Source organism: Chryseobacterium sp. CH21, assembly GCF_004119445.1.
Taxonomy (GTDB): domain Bacteria; phylum Bacteroidota; class Bacteroidia; order Flavobacteriales; family Weeksellaceae; genus Chryseobacterium.
In genome coordinates this window covers 73,802-90,486 of record NZ_QICI01000023.1, presented here as the reverse complement: position 1 = coordinate 90,486, position 16,685 = coordinate 73,802, and the positions used below count along the sequence as shown (strand labels likewise).

Sequence of the window (16,685 nt, the reverse complement as noted above, 5' to 3'; positions counted from 1 at the left end):
GGGAATTATATTAACTTGTTTAATAAATGAGGGGTGTTTCATACCGTATCTGGCTGGTAAATAGTGTTCTATTAAAATGTATTGTTTACATAAAAATATCGATATTGATACCCTGGCTTAAAAGTGAAATTAAAAATTTTGTTGAATTTTTACACAATTCCCGAAAATTTCACCATGTTGAGACGATTTTTATGAGCCATCTTTGCTTCATTAACATTTAAATATAAAAACATGTCAACACAAAATGTAAAAGGAAAAGTTGTTTTAATTGCAGGAGGAGGTAAAAACCTGGGAGGATTATTAAGTAGAGATTTCGCAGAAAAAGGAGCGAAACTGGCAATCCATTACAACAGTGAAAGCTCAAGAGCTGAAAGCGAAAAAACACTGGCTGAGGTTCAGGCTTTAGGAGCTGAAGCATTCTTATTTCAGGGAGATCTTACCAAAGTAGATAATATCACTAAGTTTTTTGATGAAACCATTTCACGCTTCGGAGGTGTGGATATTGCGATCAATACCGTAGGAATGGTACTGAAAAAACCATTTGCAGAGACTACAGAAGAAGAATATGATACCATGTTCAATGTCAATTCCAAATCGGCATACTTCTTTTTGCAGGAGGCAGGTAAAAAACTGAATGATCAGGGGAAAATTTGTACTATTGTTACTTCATTGCTGGCAGCCTACACAGGATTGTATTCTACTTATGCAGGAGCAAAAGCACCGGTAGAGCATTTTACAAGAGCGGCTTCCAAAGAATTCGGAGCGAGAGGAATTTCTGTGACAGCGGTAGCACCCGGTCCAATGGATACTCCTTTCTTTTATGGGCAGGAAACCGATGATGCCGTGGCTTACCACAAATCAGCATCCGCATTGGGAGGATTGACAGATATTAAAGATATCGCTCCATTGGTAGAATTTCTGGTAACAGAAGGCTGGTGGATTACCGGACAGACTATTTTTGCGAACGGAGGATATACAACAAGATAATCTATTGCAGATCTATTAAAAAATAAACTCACTGAAAATTGTTTTCAGTGAGTTTTTATATGAAAAGAGATCAGGAAATTAAGCGGTTTTTGCTTTTCCTTTTTCCAAAATGCTTTTGATGATAAAGAATAATCCAAGAAGAACAAACGGAATACTCAGTAGTTGCCCCATATTCAGGCTCATTCCGTGTTCAAATTCTACCTGATCTACCTTGATAAACTCAATCAGAATTCTCATAATGAAGATCAACAGAATGCTGGCACCTAAGTAAAATCCTTTTCCGATTTTAAATATATTTTTTGTGTAAATAAAATACACCAGAAGGAAAATAATAAAATAAGAAATAGCTTCATAAAGTTGGGCAGGATGTCTCGGAAGATCATCTACCTGACGGAAAATAAAAGCCCAAGGAACGTTAGTAGGAGTTCCTATAATTTCAGAATTCATAAGATTGGCAAGCCTGATAAAAGTACCTCCCAACGGAAGTACGATAGCAATTGCATCCAAAACGGTCATGAACGGGATGGAATACTTTCTGGCATAGATTAGAAGCATAATCACCAATCCTATACCACCGCCATGGCTGGCAAGACCAGCAAACCCTGTGAAATGGTACGCTCCATTCACATCTTTCTGAATGGGTAAAAATACCTCAATCGGATGTTGGGAATAATAATCAAAATCATAAAAAAGACAATGCCCCAATCTGGCACCTACTAAAATTCCTATCAGAGCATAGGAAAATAACGCTTCGTGAGCCTGAGTACTGAGCCCTTCTTTTTTATAAATTCTTTTTAAAATATTTAAAGATAGAACAAGCCCTGCAAGGAAAAGTAATCCGTAATATTTGATGGGAAGTCCTAAGATATTGACGATTTCGGGATTAATATCCCAGTTGATGTATAATAAATTCATTGCTGCAAAGATAAGAAAATAGGATTTTCTGAACAGAATGGTATAGTTTTGAGAATTTATTCCTTGAATTTTAATCTGTTACGAATATTTTTTTGTTGTTAATCTTCTGCACTAGAAAATATCAAAATTAAAAATCATCTAAGTGGAAGCTCTGTAAACCAGCTCGGCATCCATTAATACAGCTCTGCTTTGGAGCATAATATTTTTAATCTTTTCCAAAGCCAGTTCTGCCGCTGCTTCACCCATTTTTTCCAAAGGCTGTTGTACGCTGGTTAGCTGAGGATATACCATAGTGGACAGTTCTGTTCCGGAAAAGCTTGCTATAGATACTTCCTCAGGAATTCTCACTTTTTGTTCAAGAAGAAGATTCATCGCTCCCATAGCTAAGGTATGACTAAAAGCAAAAATACTGTCGAACTCTATATTCTTATTTAATAGCTGCTTAACCGCTTTTTTTCCATGCTCGAAAGTCATTCCATCGGTCTGTACAATCAGGTTTTCGTCAAAAATATTGTATTTCATGAGAATACGTTTGTAGCCATTCACCCTTTCTACTGCATTGCGGATAGTTGCTGGTCCCATTATATGGACAATTCTTTTTCTTCCGGTTTTAATTAAATATTCCACCATCAATGACGCCTTAATAGAATCATCAATAATGACCTTCGAGACATCAAGGGATTTGTGGGGAATCCTGTCAAAGAATATTAAAGGAGTTCCTTTATCCATAATACTCTGGTAGATGTCATTATTATGAGTTTCATGGCAGAGATTAATAATAATAGCATCCACATTAAACTCTTCCAGAAGCTGAAGATTTTTTCTTTCAATAAGAGGATCTTCATCAGACTGAGTGATGATGATACGGTATCCCAGAGGATATAAAATATTCTGAATTCCCTTCAAAACCGTGGAGGAGAAAGGAGTAATCATTTCCGGCACTACAAACCCTATTGTTCTGGATTGTCCGGATTGTAAATTCAAAGCGGTAAGGTTTGGTTTATAGCCCAATTTCTCTGCCGCATCCAGCACTCTTTTTCTTGTTTTTTCATTCACATTTTTATCATGAAGCAGCGCTCTGGAGATGGTAGAGGTAGATAATGACAAAAATTTGGACAGATCTTTAATCGTAATACGTCTCATCAGCCTTGTTTTTTGGCTAAAAATAATAAAAAATAGGCAATTGGGAACGTTCCCTGGTTTTGGGAACGTTCCCAATTTGAATTTTGTAAAAAAAATGTCTTGTTAATCATTTGTTAATATAGTTTTAACGAATTGGTTAATATGATAACAATTTTACGCTTATGAGTATGATTTATTACAATTATGATGCATCGGAAATCCGCACAGGAATTTTACATATTGGTGTAGGGAACTTTCACAGGGCTCACCAGCAGTTTTATACGAATATGCTGCTCAATGACGAAGATCAGAAAGATTGGGGGATTTGCGGAGTATGTCTGCTGCCGTCAGATGAGAAAATAGTAAAGAATTTAAGAGCCCAGAATCTTCAGTATTCTCTTACCGTCTGTGGGAGAAGCGGCAAAGATGAAGTGTATAAAATAGGTTCTTTAAAAGAGCTGATCTGGGGAGTAGAAGATCCGGAAGCTGTAGTAAAAAAAATTGCAGACAGTTCTGTTAAGATCATTACGTTGACCATCACAGAAGGAGGTTACAATCTTAATAAAGAAACCGGTGATTTTATATTGGAGGATGAGAAAATACAACATGATCTGAAACATTCTACCAGTCCTACTACTGTTTTTGGATTTCTTGCAGAAGGATTACGCAAGAGAAAAATACAAAATGGTGGAGCTATTACCATACTTTCATGCGATAACTTACAGCATAATGGAAATACGGCAAAGAGAGCCTTTATGTCATTCATAGAAGCACAGGATGCAGAACTGGCAGCATGGGTAAAAGAAAATGTAACTTTTCCGAACAGTATGGTAGACCGTATTACTCCAGCCACAACTCCGGAAGATGTGGAAAGGCTAAACAAAAAAAACGGTACAGACGATCGTGCTCCTGTATACTGTGAAGACTTCACACAATGGGTGATAGAAGATGATTTTATTGCAGGAAGGCCAGCCTGGGAAAGAGTAGGCGTAGAATTTACGAATGATGTAACTGCATTTGAAAATATGAAATTAAGCCTCTTAAATGCTTCCCACACACTCTTATCTTATCCGGCTTTCTTAATGGGTTACCGCAAAGTAGATCAGGCAATGGAAGACGAAAATCTGGTAAAATTCATCAGGGATTTTATGGATACAGATATTACACCTTTTGTTCCTGCTCCGGGAAATACAGATCTGGAAAAATATAAGCAGACATTGATCGAAAGATTTGCCAATCACAGTGTAAGCGATCAGGTGAGCCGTTTATGTTTTGACGGAATTTCAAAATTCCCGGTATATATCGTTCCTAATCTTGACAACATGATAAAAGGTCTGAAAGATCTCACCAGACCGGCTTTTCTTATTGCTTCCTACAGACATTATCTTAAATATAAGACAGACGATCAGGGCAATATATTCGAAACAGCAGAACCCTGGATGACAGAGAATGATGAAAAGCTTATTGCCAGTGAAAATCCACAGGACTTTTTGGAACTATCAGCTTTTCAAGGAGTTCAGCTCAAAGCTTCTGAACAGTTCATAAAACAGTACAACAGTTTTGTAGAAGATATAAAAAATTCAGGAATCGCCACAGTTTTACAATCCATCATAAAATAATTAAGCCATGCAGATCAATCCAGGTAGCACCACTTCAGGCAACAAGACCAATAATGCGATACTGCCGTTTGTCATTATTACATTTATCTACTTTATTGTCGGTTTTTTAACGACAGTCAATGAACAGCTGCAGGCACCGCTGAAATTTACTTTTCTGAGCCATGCGGGCAGCCTGAAAAACACGTTTACTACTTTGATTTCCTTTTTCTTCTTTTTAGGATATCTTCTGAATGGAACATTGGGAAGCAAATGGGTGAATGCCTTCGGATATAAGAATACAATTTTACGCGGACTTTTCTTTATGATTTCCGGCCTTTTTATGTATCTGTGTTCATCATGGGTTGGCGATCATTACCGTGATTTGAAATTTAGCATAAAAGATGCCGTTATTCCTTTTGGATTTATCGTTTTTGTTATTGGTTCTTATTTGATGGGGACTTCGGCAGCCATCATTCAGGTCGTTGTAAATCCTTATGCCGCTTCGTATGAACTGAAAGGAACTCAGCCCGTACAGCGGTTGAATATTCTGACGGCTATAAACTCTATCGGAACCACTTCTGCACCTTTCTTCGTAACGGTAGTGATGTTCAGCGGAATTTCCATTGAAAATATAGAAATCAGACAGCTTTTACTTCCACTTTCTGTATTGATTGTCTGCATCCTTACAGTTATGATCATCACAAAAAGACTTCACCTTCCTGATCTAGCCCACACAAGAGTCGTTGGAGAAGAAAAACTGGAAAGAAGCATCTGGTCGTTCAGGCATTTTGTACTGGGAGTTTTAGCCATCTTTTTTTACGTAGGAACGGAAGTGGCTATTGGCGCCAATATCAATCTGTATGCTTTTGAGCTGATGGATTCCGGTCATCCTATTACCTTTTTCGGAAAAACAGATATCATTGTTGGAGGAATGGATTTAGGAATTCATGCATTACTATCAACATTGTATTGGGGAGGTTTTCTGGTAGGAAGAGCAGTACCCAGTTTTTTCAGTAGAATTTCTGCAAGAACTCAATTGATTACGACCACAGTGCTGGCAACAATACTGGCGTTAGTATCGATGATCACCCAGAACCTTTGGTTTCTTGTCGCTATCGGACTGCTGCACTCATCCATGTGGAGCTGTATTTACACCCTTTCCATTAAAGGGTTGAACAAATATACCTCAAAAGCATCCGGTATTTTTATCTCTGCCGTATTTGGTGGTGCTGTATTTACCCTTATTCAGGGAGGTTTAGCTGATATTTTAGGATCATGGAGATGGACATGGTGGCTTACGGTAATCTGCGAACTGCTCATGCTTACTTACGCCTTGTTCGGATCGCGTATTAGAGAAAAAGACCTTATTCACTAATCATATATTTTCTTTTAAATCAAGTAATTATCCTGTAGACTACTATTGGATGCAGGATAACTACTGCCTTAAAAAACACCTGAATCATGTTAAAAAACTACTTACTACTTGTTTCCTCTTTTGTAGGAACCTGCTTAAGTGCACAGGAAGTTCATTCGGCATTGCAGCTTAGAAACAGCCATTTGTGGCGCGGAATTGAAGTCTCTGCCGGACTTATTTATACCGAGGATCTGCATCTTGATTATAAGAATTTTTATGCAGGATTTTGGGCTGGTGGTAATGTTGATGGTTCTTACAAAGAATTCAATAACTATATAGGATATAAGAATAAGCATCTTACGCTGGAATTATGGGACATCTATAACTTTTCCCCCAGTGCTACTTATAACAATAAGGAGTTTTTCACTTATTCTGCGAGAGAAACAGGACGTTTTTGGGATTTCAGATCTTATTACACCATAAGTGATCAGTTTCCTTTGGTGCTAAGCTGGAATACAGTTGTTTTCGGAAGAGACAGAAACAGTGAAAACACAGGAAATAAATATTCATCATTTGTTTCGGGAGAATATCCCGTTTACAAAAAAGATAACCTTGAAGTAAGAGGAAGAGTGGGTTATGCCTTTGCTTTAGACAATCATGGAGAAAAAAATAATTTTTTGCTAAAGATTCAGGTTTCAATGAGGTAAGTCTTATTGTTTCGAAAAGCTTTACCATTGAAGGCTATAAAATTCCTGTAGGAATATGGGGAATGTGGAACCCGGTCAACAATAATGCTTTTCTTCAGTTTTCTGTGCAGGTTTATTCATTCTGAAACAAGAAAATACAGATAGTAAATTTTTTACAAAATCAATACATTTAATTACTTTTATACAATGGAATACAAAAAAAATAAAGCAGTATGTTTTGGAGAAGTACTCTGGGATATTTTTCCGGGAGAGCAAAAAAGAGTAGGCGGTGCACCTTTTAACGTAGCCTATCATCTTTCCAAAATGGGCGTAGAAGTCAATATGATAAGCAGTATCGGTAATGATCAGCTTGGGCGTGATCTTTTGGATAAAATGAAAAACTGGAATATTCCTGCAGATCATGTCCAGATCAATACCAAGTACCCAACAAGTACAGTAATTGCTACAGTAGATGAAAATAATGATGCTCATTATGATATTGTGGAAGGCGTAGCATGGGATTTTATTGAAACAACTCCTGAAAATCAGGAAATTCTTAAGAGAACCAATGCGTTTGTATTCGGAACACTGGCTGCCAGAAATGACAAATCCAGAAATACATTGTTTCAGTTGCTTGAGCTGAACAATTATAATGTCTTTGATATCAATCTCAGAGAACCCTATTATGAAGTGGGAATGATTAAAGATTTACTTCATAAAACCCATCTTGCTAAATTCAACAAAGCAGAAATGCGTATGATGCTTGATTTTTTAGGAAAAGAGTACACCACCGAAGAAGACGGCATAAAATATTTGCAGGATCAGTTTGATCTTAAAGAAATTATTATTTCCAAAGGAAGCAAAGGTGCTTTGTATGCCTCTGACGGTAATTTTTATCTGTATCCCACGATACCGGTTACTGTAAAAGATACTGTAGGAAGCGGAGATTCATTTCTGGCAGGATTTCTTTCCAAAAGATTAGAAAAAGAAAGCACAGTTCATGAAATTATGACTCAGGCGGTGTCTCTGGGAGCATTCATTACCTCACAGGAAGGCGCATGCCCGGAATATTCACTAGAAGATTTTATCAGATTTAGAAACGAACATCCGGTATCAGTTTTAAGCTAAGGTGGTAGAATCTCATGTTAATTTAAAATGATTCTTGATGAAACATTTGGTAACTTTATGCTGCTACCAAAACAAAAGTTATGCATCATCAGCTGGAGAAACATTATGTAAACAGAGTAGGCTGGCTTCGGGCGGCTGTATTAGGCGCTAATGATGGATTGTTATCCACTACAAGTATTGTCATCGGGGTTGCTGCTGCTGCACCGGAACGTCATATCATTATTCTTGCTGCACTGGCAGGTATGATTGCCGGAGCAATGTCTATGGCGGCTGGAGAGTATGTTTCCGTAAGTTCACAGGAAGATACAGAAAAGGCAGATTTGATCCGTGAACAACGCGAATTGGAGCAAATGCCTGAAATAGAACTCAGAGAGCTGGCAAAAGTATACGAAAGAAGAGGCTGTACCAAAGAAACAGCCATGCAGGTTGCCATAGAACTTACAGAGCATGATGCCCTTGGAGCACACGCCCGTGACGAGCTGGGAATCAATGAAATCACACAGGCAAAACCTTTGCAGGCAGCAGTAGCTTCATTCGGTTCATTTGCAGTAGGAGCTTTATTGCCGTTTACCGTTTCTCTTTTAGCACCTCTTAAAGAAATGGTGTATTTCCAATATGGATTTTCAATTATATTTTTAATGCTTCTGGGAGCTGTTTCTGCCAAAGCCGGAGGTTCCAGTATTAAAATAGCCGTACTGAGGATTTGTTTCTGGGGAACCGTAGCCATGGGAATTACAGCATTGGTCGGTCATCTTTTTGGAGTGAATGTAGCCTGAAAATCTCCCTGTTTTCTTTTGAGCTTTTACTGGAAAACAGAAGGGTTTTAATGGACTTTTCTTTGCAGTATTGAATGTAATATTCTGATTTATAGATTGAATTTTACCTAACAAGTGTTAGTCGTAAAAGTACTACACTTTTTCAGATTTGTCTGTAAATTTTATTTTGTTAAGATCAATACTTCTAAATTTGGTGATATAACAAACATCAAATCAAAAAGTATTAACGATTAAAATTTACAATCATGGCAGAAAGAAATTCAAGAGGAATCTTAAAATTCAACAACGGTGAAGGACAAAAGTTATTAAAGCTGAACTACAGCGTATCAAGAGCAACAGACGTTTCAGGACGTGTAGCATCAGACCCTTCTAATGCATTAATCAAAATTACAGTAGAAGCTACTGAAAAATCAGACATCCTTGAAAGCTTGTTAAACGGAAAATACAAGCCTACCGTAGGAGAGGTAACTTTCAATAAATCTCACGAAGAAGGAACTTTAACAACATTGAAATGGACAAACGGTTATGTGATTCAGCACGAAGTAGATTTCGATGCAGTAGATGAAAACAGTATGTACATCAGTTTTGTGATAAGTGCAGAGCAGATTGAGCTTGGTAACTCTTCTTATGACGGAGCTTGGCCTGGATCTCAGGGATAGAATCCTCTAACAACTACAAACATAAAAACAGAATAGTAGATCCGTTATCAGGGATCCTGTTCTGTTTTTTTGTCAGTAATCATTTCCCTTGATAAGGATCATTATTTCACTAAGATTTAGAAAATTAAAGCCGATAATGTGAACTTTATATTGTAAAAAATTGATAACTTTATAAAAAAGCGGTTTATTTTAGTTTTTTTCAAAAATAAAAAGCTCACCAAACACTCTACATCATATGAATAAAAATATCTCGAATTCCGAAAAGATTTCAGAGAATCATATTCCTGGAATCAACCGTGTAGTGAAACTGGATATCGTGATTGAAGGCAAAATGATTAAGCACTTCAAACATTTCCGTTTACAGCAGAGCGTAAAAAAGCACCATTATTTTGAACTTACATTAGCCCATGATACTTTAGACGGAGTACAAAACCATGATCTGGAAGAAGCTCAGCAATTTTTAGGAAAACGATTAACAGTCGTTTTTAAATATAAAGACGTTGAAGGAAGTCCGGAAAGAACCTTTGTAGGAGTCATTACAAAAGTAGGGTTCAGCCAGGAGAACCATAGCTTGGGAAATATTGTACTGAAAGGATACAGCCCTACCATTTTGCTGGATGGCGCTCCTCATACCCAAAGTTTTGGCGGAGATAAACCTGTGAATATGGGAATCATTGCCGAAGATGTCATCAAACAGGGCATAGAAAGCAGTAAATTTGATGTAAAAGTGAATGCAAAGGCATCCTCTCAGATTCTTTACAGTGCCCAGTATAATGAGACCCATTATAATTATCTCTGCAGAATGGCAGAAGCCTACGGAGAACAGTTCTATTACGATGGTGAAGTATTGCATTTCGGAAATATGCCGCCTCAGAACAAATCACTGGAATTAATATACGGAAGCAATGTTTCTGATGTGAATGTGGAATTAAAAGCCGTTCATATCAAACCTAATTTTTATGGATATAACAGCAGTTCCAATGCTAAACTTATTTCCGGGGAAACTCCTATAAAACATGTTGGTAATCTGGCTCAGACAGCCTATAAAAATAATGAAGGCATATTCAAAACACCATCCTTGCAGGTCGCTCCCTTAAAAGCGGCAACCGATATGGATGTTGTTATTTCCCAAACAAGTACTGCCGGAAGCAAAGCGGTGGAAGTTTTTACCGTTTCCGGGGGGACTACTATTCCGTTTTTATACCCAGGATGCGTTGCTGATATCAATATGAGAAAGACGGATACCAGCAAAACATCGTATTTCACCAAACTGATGATGATCGAAGTTATTCATGAGGTAGACACGCTCGGACGTTATAAAGGAAGATTTGAGGCTATTGCATCAGATACAGGGTATATTCCAACGCCGGACTTTACAATGCCTATCGCACAGCCGCAAATCGCCACTGTAATTTCAAATACAGATCCGCTGGCACAGGGAAGAATTACCGTTAGATTCGACTGGCAGCTGCATGACACCACCAATTTTATCAGAATGATGGCTCCTGATGCGGGAGGAACAGACCAGATTACTCAAAACAGAGGTTATGTAGCCATACCGGAGGTTGGAGATCAGGTGATGGTAGGTTTTGTTCACAATCATCCCGACCGCCCTTTTGTCATGGGAGGAATGTTCCATGGAGGAACAGCGCTTGGAGGCGGAGTAGATAATCACTTAAAATCAATACAAACCAGAAGCGGAATCCGCATTTTAATGAATGATGCCGAAGGAAGCGTCAATATCATAGACCCAAGTGGGAATAACTATTTGATGGATGGTAAGGGAAATATTATTGTAACGGCTCCTAAAAATATGACCTTTAATGTAGGTGAAGATCTGGCAATCAACGTAGGAAAAGATATGAAGACCAGTGTAGGAAATGATAATGCCGTTAGTATTATTAATGATCATAAGTTTACCTCGAAAAATTATAAACAGACCGTCAATGAAAATAAAACGATTAATGTAACAGGTGATCTTAAAGAAACCACTTCAACCACTACCCATAAAGCAAAAAACGGAGATATTTTACTGCAGAGTTCAGGCGTAGCCAAAATGTTAGGTAAAATAGATGCTAAAGTGAATAAAGGATAATATGTTAAAAAAATCGTTAATCTCTTTCTTTTCATCTTTGCTGGCAGTAGTGTTACTTGTCATTATTGAATTAAGTTTCATAGATATGACACAGTTTCGAAGTGGAGATTATGCATGGGTTGCCCTATGGCTGATTCTGGCATTTTTTCCGGTGCTGTTTGCACTGCCATTTTTCCTGACTTCCATCAAAAAGAAAAATGAAATAACCGATTTTGTTTTGTACTGTTTTTATTCTTTTGGCATATGCTTTATCGTGATATCAATAATTTTAATAATTATTCTTCCTTTGATGGCATAAGAATAACTGTCATAAACAATTTTTAAGATTGCAACATGTTTATAATGAATAAAATAATAAAATACCTGTTAAGCTTTTTATTTTTTATCCAGATCTCGTGTCAGGAAAAAAAAGAAGACCAAAAAACTAAGACTATGACAAAATATGAATGGACAGAAGGAACTTCTGCAGCTTTAGGATATCCCATGGAAGTATATAAAGGAGGAATAGAATGTGAAGGAGGAGAGTGGGTAGGGTTAAGTTTTGGTGTTGCACCTGGGGATGGTTCTTGGGGCCTGATCAATCATGGTATGGGAAACGGTTTTAAGAGTCTTCCGACCCGATTGGATTTTGTCTGGATGTCATATATGGAAAACCAATTTTACATGATTGATACTGAAATTGATACCGCTAAAATTAAAGAATATTTCAGTAAAGGCTATCAGGTAAAAGCAACCAGTGGAAGCGGTAATATTAAACATTTAAATTATAAAGATATTGGTGTGGGAATGGCTCCGGGAGGAGTGGTAGTAATTTGGGTCGCTGGTGTTGGAGTCCAGAAAGAAGTAGGCAGGTACCAGGGAAAAAAGGTAACAATTCCTGAATCAGAAATTGCTAAGCTTGATAGCCATGAAAACCGTTTTTGGCGGAAAGATTACCTTGATGAGGTTTTAAATAACGGTAAGATTATCCCCAGTGAAATAAAAGAAAAAAATAAAGGAAAAGCTATTCCATTTGGATTGTGGGATACCTACAGAATACGATATAGCTGGAAACCGGTTTTTGAGTTACCGGAAAATGCAAAACTCAATCCGTTGACAGATGTTGGAATATCAACTGTTAATGGCGAATGGGAACAGCTGGGAGCAGAAAAAAATCCTTTAACTGAGAGTGAATGGAGAGCAATACCAGCTACTATTTCATTTTCTTTGGTGGGGGCAGATCAAATCAAATATGAAGCAGGATGTGATCTTGATGAAAAGTCTGCTTTTGATGCTTTTACTAAGGTCTTTGGTAATGATCCTAAATCAACTAAGGCATCTATTTTTATTAAAGTGAATGAGGCATATAGTTTCTTTACTGTTTTATTGAAGGGAGAAAATGGAAAAGAAGCTTTTATTAAAACTGATAATTTAGAAATATTCAAATCTAAAGTTAAGTATAAATACTAATTGATTATAAAAATGATTAGTTATGGGAAAAACATTGGTATACAACACAGGTAATGCTAAACCTCCTGTAGATGAATTGCATTTGGAAATAGGTGTGTTCTTTGATGGTACTTTGAATAATCTGAAAAATAGTGAATTAAGATTAAAGTATAGAGATGGAAAAAATAAAATGGAGAGCATAGACAATGATGAAGAAATATCGAAAAAAGAAAAAGCAATTGAAGATACAAGAGCATTACAGGAAAAAGAATATAAACAGCTTAAAAATAAAAATATAACAGATAATGATTCTGAGTATGAAAGGTATCTCAAGGCCAGTCATAGGGAATGGCTGGACAAACAAGGGGTAGATAACAGTTTTAGTAACGATTATACCAATGTGGCAAGGATGTATAAATGCTGTAAACAGGTAACGTACGGAGTTTATGTAGAAGGGATTGGGACATTAAATAATACCAGGGATGTGGATGATGGGTTCCAATATGGTTCAGGTAAAACAGGAGTGCGGGGGAAAGTAAGAAAGGGATGTGAAATGGTTGCTGATAGGATTGATGTCTTAAAAAAGCAATTAATTAAGAAAAAAGCATTAACTAAAATCACTATTGATACTTTTGGGTTCAGCCGTGGAGCCGCAGCCGCAAGGAATTTTGCCTACGAAATCAATGGTAAGAAAAGAACCGTTGATGTTGAGATAAAAAAATCAAGAAAGATAGTAGGCTATACCCAAATGAATTCTCCTGAAGGACCTATTATGGTTCCAGAATACGGAGATATATGGATAGATAAAGATAAAACGGAGGTAGATCCCAATTACCTTGTGGATGGGAAGCTTCCGAAATTTGGCTTTTTGGGATATTATCTTTTAAGTAAAGATGTGCTTACCAAAGAAGAATTAGAAGATCTGGAACTGGATGTTCGCTTTATCGGAGTATATGACACCGTATCATCCTATGAAGAATTTGGTGATATGGGAGCAATGAGACGTGTAGGATGGGAAGGAATGAAGCATTCTACATTAGGATCCAGTTATAACTTCGGAGATGATGTAGAACAGTTGCAGCTGTTGAATCCGGGATCATATTTCAAAGCAGTTCATTTTACAGCAGGAAATGAACATCGGGAAAACTTCTCATTAACAAGCTTTCCGGGCAGTGTGGAAAGAGAATTTCCAGGTGTTCACTGTGATATTGGCGGAGCTTATGAAAATGGAAAAGAAACGGTAGATGAGATTGAAACCTCCAACCATAAACCAGTGTGGTTTTTAAACAAGCGAAGACAGCAATTGATTGATGAACATTGGTTTGAAGAGGAACAGATAACAATTAATAACAGCTTCCTGAATGTTTTAACAATGGGAGCAGTGTACCGTAAGATTACGGGAATCCGTTTCCTGAGAAAAGAATACAGCTATATTCCGCTTCATTTTATGGAAGAACATGGGAAGGGATATTATGATAATCAATTGATCATAAAAACAGAAACAAGCTATTCTATAGAGCACGACCAATATCTGCCTTCCGCAAAAGATATTTTGCACCATTATGTCTTTGAGGACGGGCAAAAATGGAACTTCAAAACAGATGAAGAAGTTAAAAAAGAAAAAGAGGAAAGAGCAAGAGAAAGACTGGAAAATCCGGAACCAGAGCCGGTGCAGGAACCGATACCTGATGAAGTAGTAGATAAAGACGGTAATATCATTAAAACAAAGACGCTGCAGGAAGTTGTAGTTACTGCTTATCATCCTCAGACATTATTGAGAATTATGCGTAAAAAATACCTTCATTGGTCGGCAAACAGAGACTGGATGGGGATGGATCCCAATAGTAATTATGAAAGAATAGTATATCCCCTGAAATAATTTTTATGCTGCTGGAAAATCTTCATCGGAAAACATATAGGCTTGAAACCATTGTTACAGAGCAAAGAAATCCCGTTTATGCTATTACAAAAAGTTATGCCCGGGAAATTGAAGTATATTATCTTGGGAAAACAAAAGAAGAGCATCAATTTCAGATTCTGGTAGTGGAGTTCGATTTTTCGGACAATGATACTGCTATGGGAAAATTGATAAGAAAACTCAGCTATCTGTTTGATGAACTGGAACTCAGAGTAGATAACGAAGGGAATATAACTGCCCTAGATAATCTGCTTTTCCTGCGTTTAAGATGGGGTAAAATTCAGTCTGAATTATCGAAAACCCATAAAGGTGATGCTATAGATAACTATTTCAGTCAGATCAGCAGCTTATTGGAAGATGAAACAAAACTGATTGATTTTTTAACAGGCTATAATATGTTTGGATTGCTCTTCAACGGTTTGCTGGAGTCGTTCGATACCAAAAGAAAAAGAATCTCTCCGGAAGGATTTACAGAAATCATGATTCCTGAAAAAGATGGCGAGAAAATGACTTTAAAAGTCTCTGCTCAAAACCTGGAACACACAGAAATTGATGATTTCAGAGGGCTATTTATCTGCAAAGGAAACCAGTATGAAGAAGGTTTTGTAGCCATTAAAAAACAGAATTCTCACTTAAAACATTCATTATTATGGATAGGTTAAAGAACGATGGAGAAGGAAATACTCCGAAAACTCAAACTCAGAATACAGCACAGGACAGTGAGCAAATGAAAGCGGAAAACAGCAAGAAAATGGAGGAGAAACGAGCTGAAAATGAAGAAAAAGACAAAGTAGAAGATGGGCTGAAAGTTGTTATAGATACCGCAACGTTGGAATGTACATTGTGTACTGTTCCTAAGGGAATTATGAAGGTAAATTATGATACGCCAACAATACAGGAAAAGAAAACCGCAACGGTAAAAGAGAGGGGCCCAAAAAGTCTGGTTTTCACAGGAAATTGTAAAAAGAGCCCGCAAATGGCAGTTCCATGCGCTTCTGTGATGAATGTAAGAGACTGGCAAGATGTAGGTACCTACCTTTCTCAGGAACAATTTATATTGCTACAGAAAAGTACGATTCCATGTACTTATGGAGGTGTAGATATTAAAATTACCGATAGCGGACAAATTCATCAGCCGGAAGCGGTTGATGCAACCGGAGCTCCTGTACCTGAGTCAAAAGAAAAAATAAATGGCTATTTTTATAATTATAATGGAAGTTTTGAAGGAAATGTAAAAGGTCAGAAAAAAGGAAATGAAAATGATGTATATGCCTGCGAAGGAAAAGGATCAGAAGAAGATATTTACAAAAGCCCTAAAAAGCTGAATATTGTACATAGTGACTTCCAGAAAGTTTGCAATATTATTAAGCATGAAGGTCTTTCATCAGAAAAAGAAGAATATTTATATATAGCACATACAAATTATAATGAAGCAAAGAGAGTTGGAAAAACAATGTACCAGTTATTAAATTCCAGCTATTCCAGTGTGGATGCTAAGGATAAAGTTGAAATGAAAACTTCAGAAAAAGACACCATTTCTTTGTATTCCAGAGCGGGGGCTATTGATGCTCTTTTAAGAGACGTGGATGAGGTTAAAATTGATCCTACGGATAATGCCACACAATGGGATGGCGAAGATTTTCTCGCCTGGGGTATTGATACTGACTTAAAACCTGATAGTACTACAAAATACGGTCATAATAAATTTGACGAGTATGATTATATAAAAATAAGTAAAAGCTTATATGATTCCTTTGAAAGTAAAATAACCGGAAGAAGAGGATCAACTTTAGCTTATAACTCAGTTCATGAAGAAGGTTGTGATAAAGGAACACATACACATAAAACAGTAAAAGGAAAAAATAAAGCAGTTTACACACTTCCTAATGAGGATTTTGCAAAAAGGACTATTGGACAACAGGTGATTTTTACTACAAAAATGCAACCAAGAGATCTTTTGGTCTGGAAGCAACCCGAGTTGCTGGTTATACTATATTTTGGAAAAAAGTAAAAGTTTAA

15 protein-coding genes are annotated in these 16,685 nt (G+C 37.1%); 13 read left to right on the top strand and 2 right to left on the bottom strand.

The genetic code is table 11. The annotated features are described in order from the left end of the window. Positions 1–231 precede the first annotated feature (231 nt). Positions 232–987, top strand: a complete 756-nt coding sequence (locus tag BOQ62_RS04205) for an SDR family oxidoreductase (RefSeq protein ID WP_129037383.1) — start codon at positions 232–234, stop codon at positions 985–987. 78 nt (positions 988–1,065) lie between these two features. Here the strand turns inward: BOQ62_RS04205 and lgt are convergent, their stop codons facing one another. Together lgt and BOQ62_RS04195 are read right to left on the bottom strand one after the other, a co-directional pair. Beyond that, entirely contained in the window at positions 1,066–1,902 is an 837-nt protein-coding gene (lgt, locus tag BOQ62_RS04200) for a prolipoprotein diacylglyceryl transferase (protein ID WP_129037381.1), read from the bottom strand. Positions 1,903–2,040: 138 nt separating this feature from the next. After that, positions 2,041–3,045 carry a LacI family DNA-binding transcriptional regulator gene (locus BOQ62_RS04195; RefSeq protein ID WP_129037379.1) on the bottom strand — a complete coding sequence of 335 codons (1,005 nt, stop codon included), beginning with the start codon at positions 3,043–3,045 and terminating at the stop codon, positions 2,041–2,043. A 161-nt stretch (positions 3,046–3,206) separates the two neighbouring features. Here BOQ62_RS04195 and BOQ62_RS04190 point away from each other — a divergent pair, with 161 nt between their 5' ends. The 12 genes from BOQ62_RS04190 to BOQ62_RS04135 all read left to right on the top strand — a co-directional run bounded on the left by BOQ62_RS04190 (position 3,207) and on the right by BOQ62_RS04135 (position 16,677). Continuing rightward, positions 3,207–4,643, top strand: a complete 1,437-nt coding sequence (locus BOQ62_RS04190) for a mannitol dehydrogenase family protein (RefSeq protein WP_129037377.1) — start codon at positions 3,207–3,209, stop codon at positions 4,641–4,643. 7 nt (positions 4,644–4,650) lie between these two features. Further along, on the top strand, positions 4,651–5,997 hold the full coding sequence (locus BOQ62_RS04185; protein ID WP_129037375.1) for an MFS transporter: 1,347 nt from the start codon (positions 4,651–4,653) through the stop codon (positions 5,995–5,997). Between the two features lie 86 nt (positions 5,998–6,083). Then, positions 6,084–6,683 carry a hypothetical protein gene (locus tag BOQ62_RS04180; RefSeq protein WP_228413660.1) on the top strand — a complete coding sequence of 200 codons (600 nt, stop codon included), beginning with the start codon at positions 6,084–6,086 and terminating at the stop codon, positions 6,681–6,683. A gap of 186 nt (positions 6,684–6,869) precedes the next feature. After that, positions 6,870–7,790, top strand: coding sequence for a carbohydrate kinase family protein (locus tag BOQ62_RS04175; RefSeq protein ID WP_129037373.1), 921 nt, complete (start codon positions 6,870–6,872; stop codon positions 7,788–7,790). 80 nt (positions 7,791–7,870) lie between these two features. Next, a complete protein-coding gene (locus tag BOQ62_RS04170; RefSeq protein WP_129037371.1) occupies positions 7,871–8,566 on the top strand; it encodes a VIT family protein in 696 nt (231 codons plus the stop codon). 245 nt (positions 8,567–8,811) lie between these two features. Continuing rightward, positions 8,812–9,225, top strand: a complete 414-nt coding sequence (tssD, locus tag BOQ62_RS04165) for a type VI secretion system tube protein TssD (protein ID WP_105702924.1) — start codon at positions 8,812–8,814, stop codon at positions 9,223–9,225. Between the two features lie 235 nt (positions 9,226–9,460). Continuing rightward, a complete protein-coding gene (locus tag BOQ62_RS04160; RefSeq protein WP_129037369.1) occupies positions 9,461–11,320 on the top strand; it encodes a type VI secretion system Vgr family protein in 1,860 nt (619 codons plus the stop codon). Between the two features lies 1 nt (position 11,321). Next, on the top strand, positions 11,322–11,618 hold the full coding sequence (locus BOQ62_RS04155; RefSeq protein ID WP_129037367.1) for a hypothetical protein: 297 nt from the start codon (positions 11,322–11,324) through the stop codon (positions 11,616–11,618). Between the two features lie 35 nt (positions 11,619–11,653). Further along, a complete protein-coding gene (locus BOQ62_RS04150) occupies positions 11,654–12,769 on the top strand; it encodes a DUF2931 family protein (RefSeq protein WP_129037365.1) in 1,116 nt (371 codons plus the stop codon). Positions 12,770–12,791: 22 nt separating this feature from the next. Beyond that, entirely contained in the window at positions 12,792–14,627 is a 1,836-nt protein-coding gene (locus BOQ62_RS04145; protein ID WP_129037363.1) for a phospholipase effector Tle1 domain-containing protein, read from the top strand. Positions 14,628–14,632: 5 nt separating this feature from the next. Then, positions 14,633–15,328: a hypothetical protein gene (locus BOQ62_RS04140; protein ID WP_129037361.1), complete on the top strand. Its 696-nt coding sequence runs from the start codon at positions 14,633–14,635 to the stop codon at positions 15,326–15,328. Further along, complete coding sequence (locus BOQ62_RS04135) at positions 15,316–16,677, top strand: DUF4280 domain-containing protein (RefSeq protein WP_129037359.1); 1,362 nt, start codon at positions 15,316–15,318, stop codon at positions 16,675–16,677. The genes BOQ62_RS04140 and BOQ62_RS04135 overlap by 13 nt, the downstream gene beginning before the upstream one ends. The last annotated feature ends 8 nt before the right edge of the window (positions 16,678–16,685 follow it).

Excerpts from the sequence above, each read along its gene's own strand:
- BOQ62_RS04205 (WP_129037383.1), top strand. The coding sequence starts at position 232 with ATGTCAACACAAAATGTAAAAGGAAAAGTTGTTTTAATTGCAGGAGGA.
- lgt (WP_129037381.1), bottom strand. The coding sequence starts at position 1,902 with ATGAATTTATTATACATCAACTGGGATATTAATCCCGAAATCGTCAAT.
- BOQ62_RS04195 (WP_129037379.1), bottom strand. The coding sequence starts at position 3,045 with ATGAGACGTATTACGATTAAAGATCTGTCCAAATTTTTGTCATTATCT.
- BOQ62_RS04190 (WP_129037377.1), top strand. The coding sequence starts at position 3,207 with ATGAGTATGATTTATTACAATTATGATGCATCGGAAATCCGCACAGGA.
- BOQ62_RS04185 (WP_129037375.1), top strand. The coding sequence starts at position 4,651 with ATGCAGATCAATCCAGGTAGCACCACTTCAGGCAACAAGACCAATAAT.
- BOQ62_RS04180 (WP_228413660.1), top strand. The coding sequence starts at position 6,084 with ATGTTAAAAAACTACTTACTACTTGTTTCCTCTTTTGTAGGAACCTGC.
- BOQ62_RS04175 (WP_129037373.1), top strand. The coding sequence starts at position 6,870 with ATGGAATACAAAAAAAATAAAGCAGTATGTTTTGGAGAAGTACTCTGG.
- BOQ62_RS04170 (WP_129037371.1), top strand. The coding sequence starts at position 7,871 with ATGCATCATCAGCTGGAGAAACATTATGTAAACAGAGTAGGCTGGCTT.
- tssD (WP_105702924.1), top strand. The coding sequence starts at position 8,812 with ATGGCAGAAAGAAATTCAAGAGGAATCTTAAAATTCAACAACGGTGAA.
- BOQ62_RS04160 (WP_129037369.1), top strand. The coding sequence starts at position 9,461 with ATGAATAAAAATATCTCGAATTCCGAAAAGATTTCAGAGAATCATATT.
- BOQ62_RS04155 (WP_129037367.1), top strand. The coding sequence starts at position 11,322 with ATGTTAAAAAAATCGTTAATCTCTTTCTTTTCATCTTTGCTGGCAGTA.
- BOQ62_RS04150 (WP_129037365.1), top strand. The coding sequence starts at position 11,654 with ATGTTTATAATGAATAAAATAATAAAATACCTGTTAAGCTTTTTATTT.
- BOQ62_RS04145 (WP_129037363.1), top strand. The coding sequence starts at position 12,792 with ATGGGAAAAACATTGGTATACAACACAGGTAATGCTAAACCTCCTGTA.
- BOQ62_RS04140 (WP_129037361.1), top strand. The coding sequence starts at position 14,633 with ATGCTGCTGGAAAATCTTCATCGGAAAACATATAGGCTTGAAACCATT.
- BOQ62_RS04135 (WP_129037359.1), top strand. The coding sequence starts at position 15,316 with ATGGATAGGTTAAAGAACGATGGAGAAGGAAATACTCCGAAAACTCAA.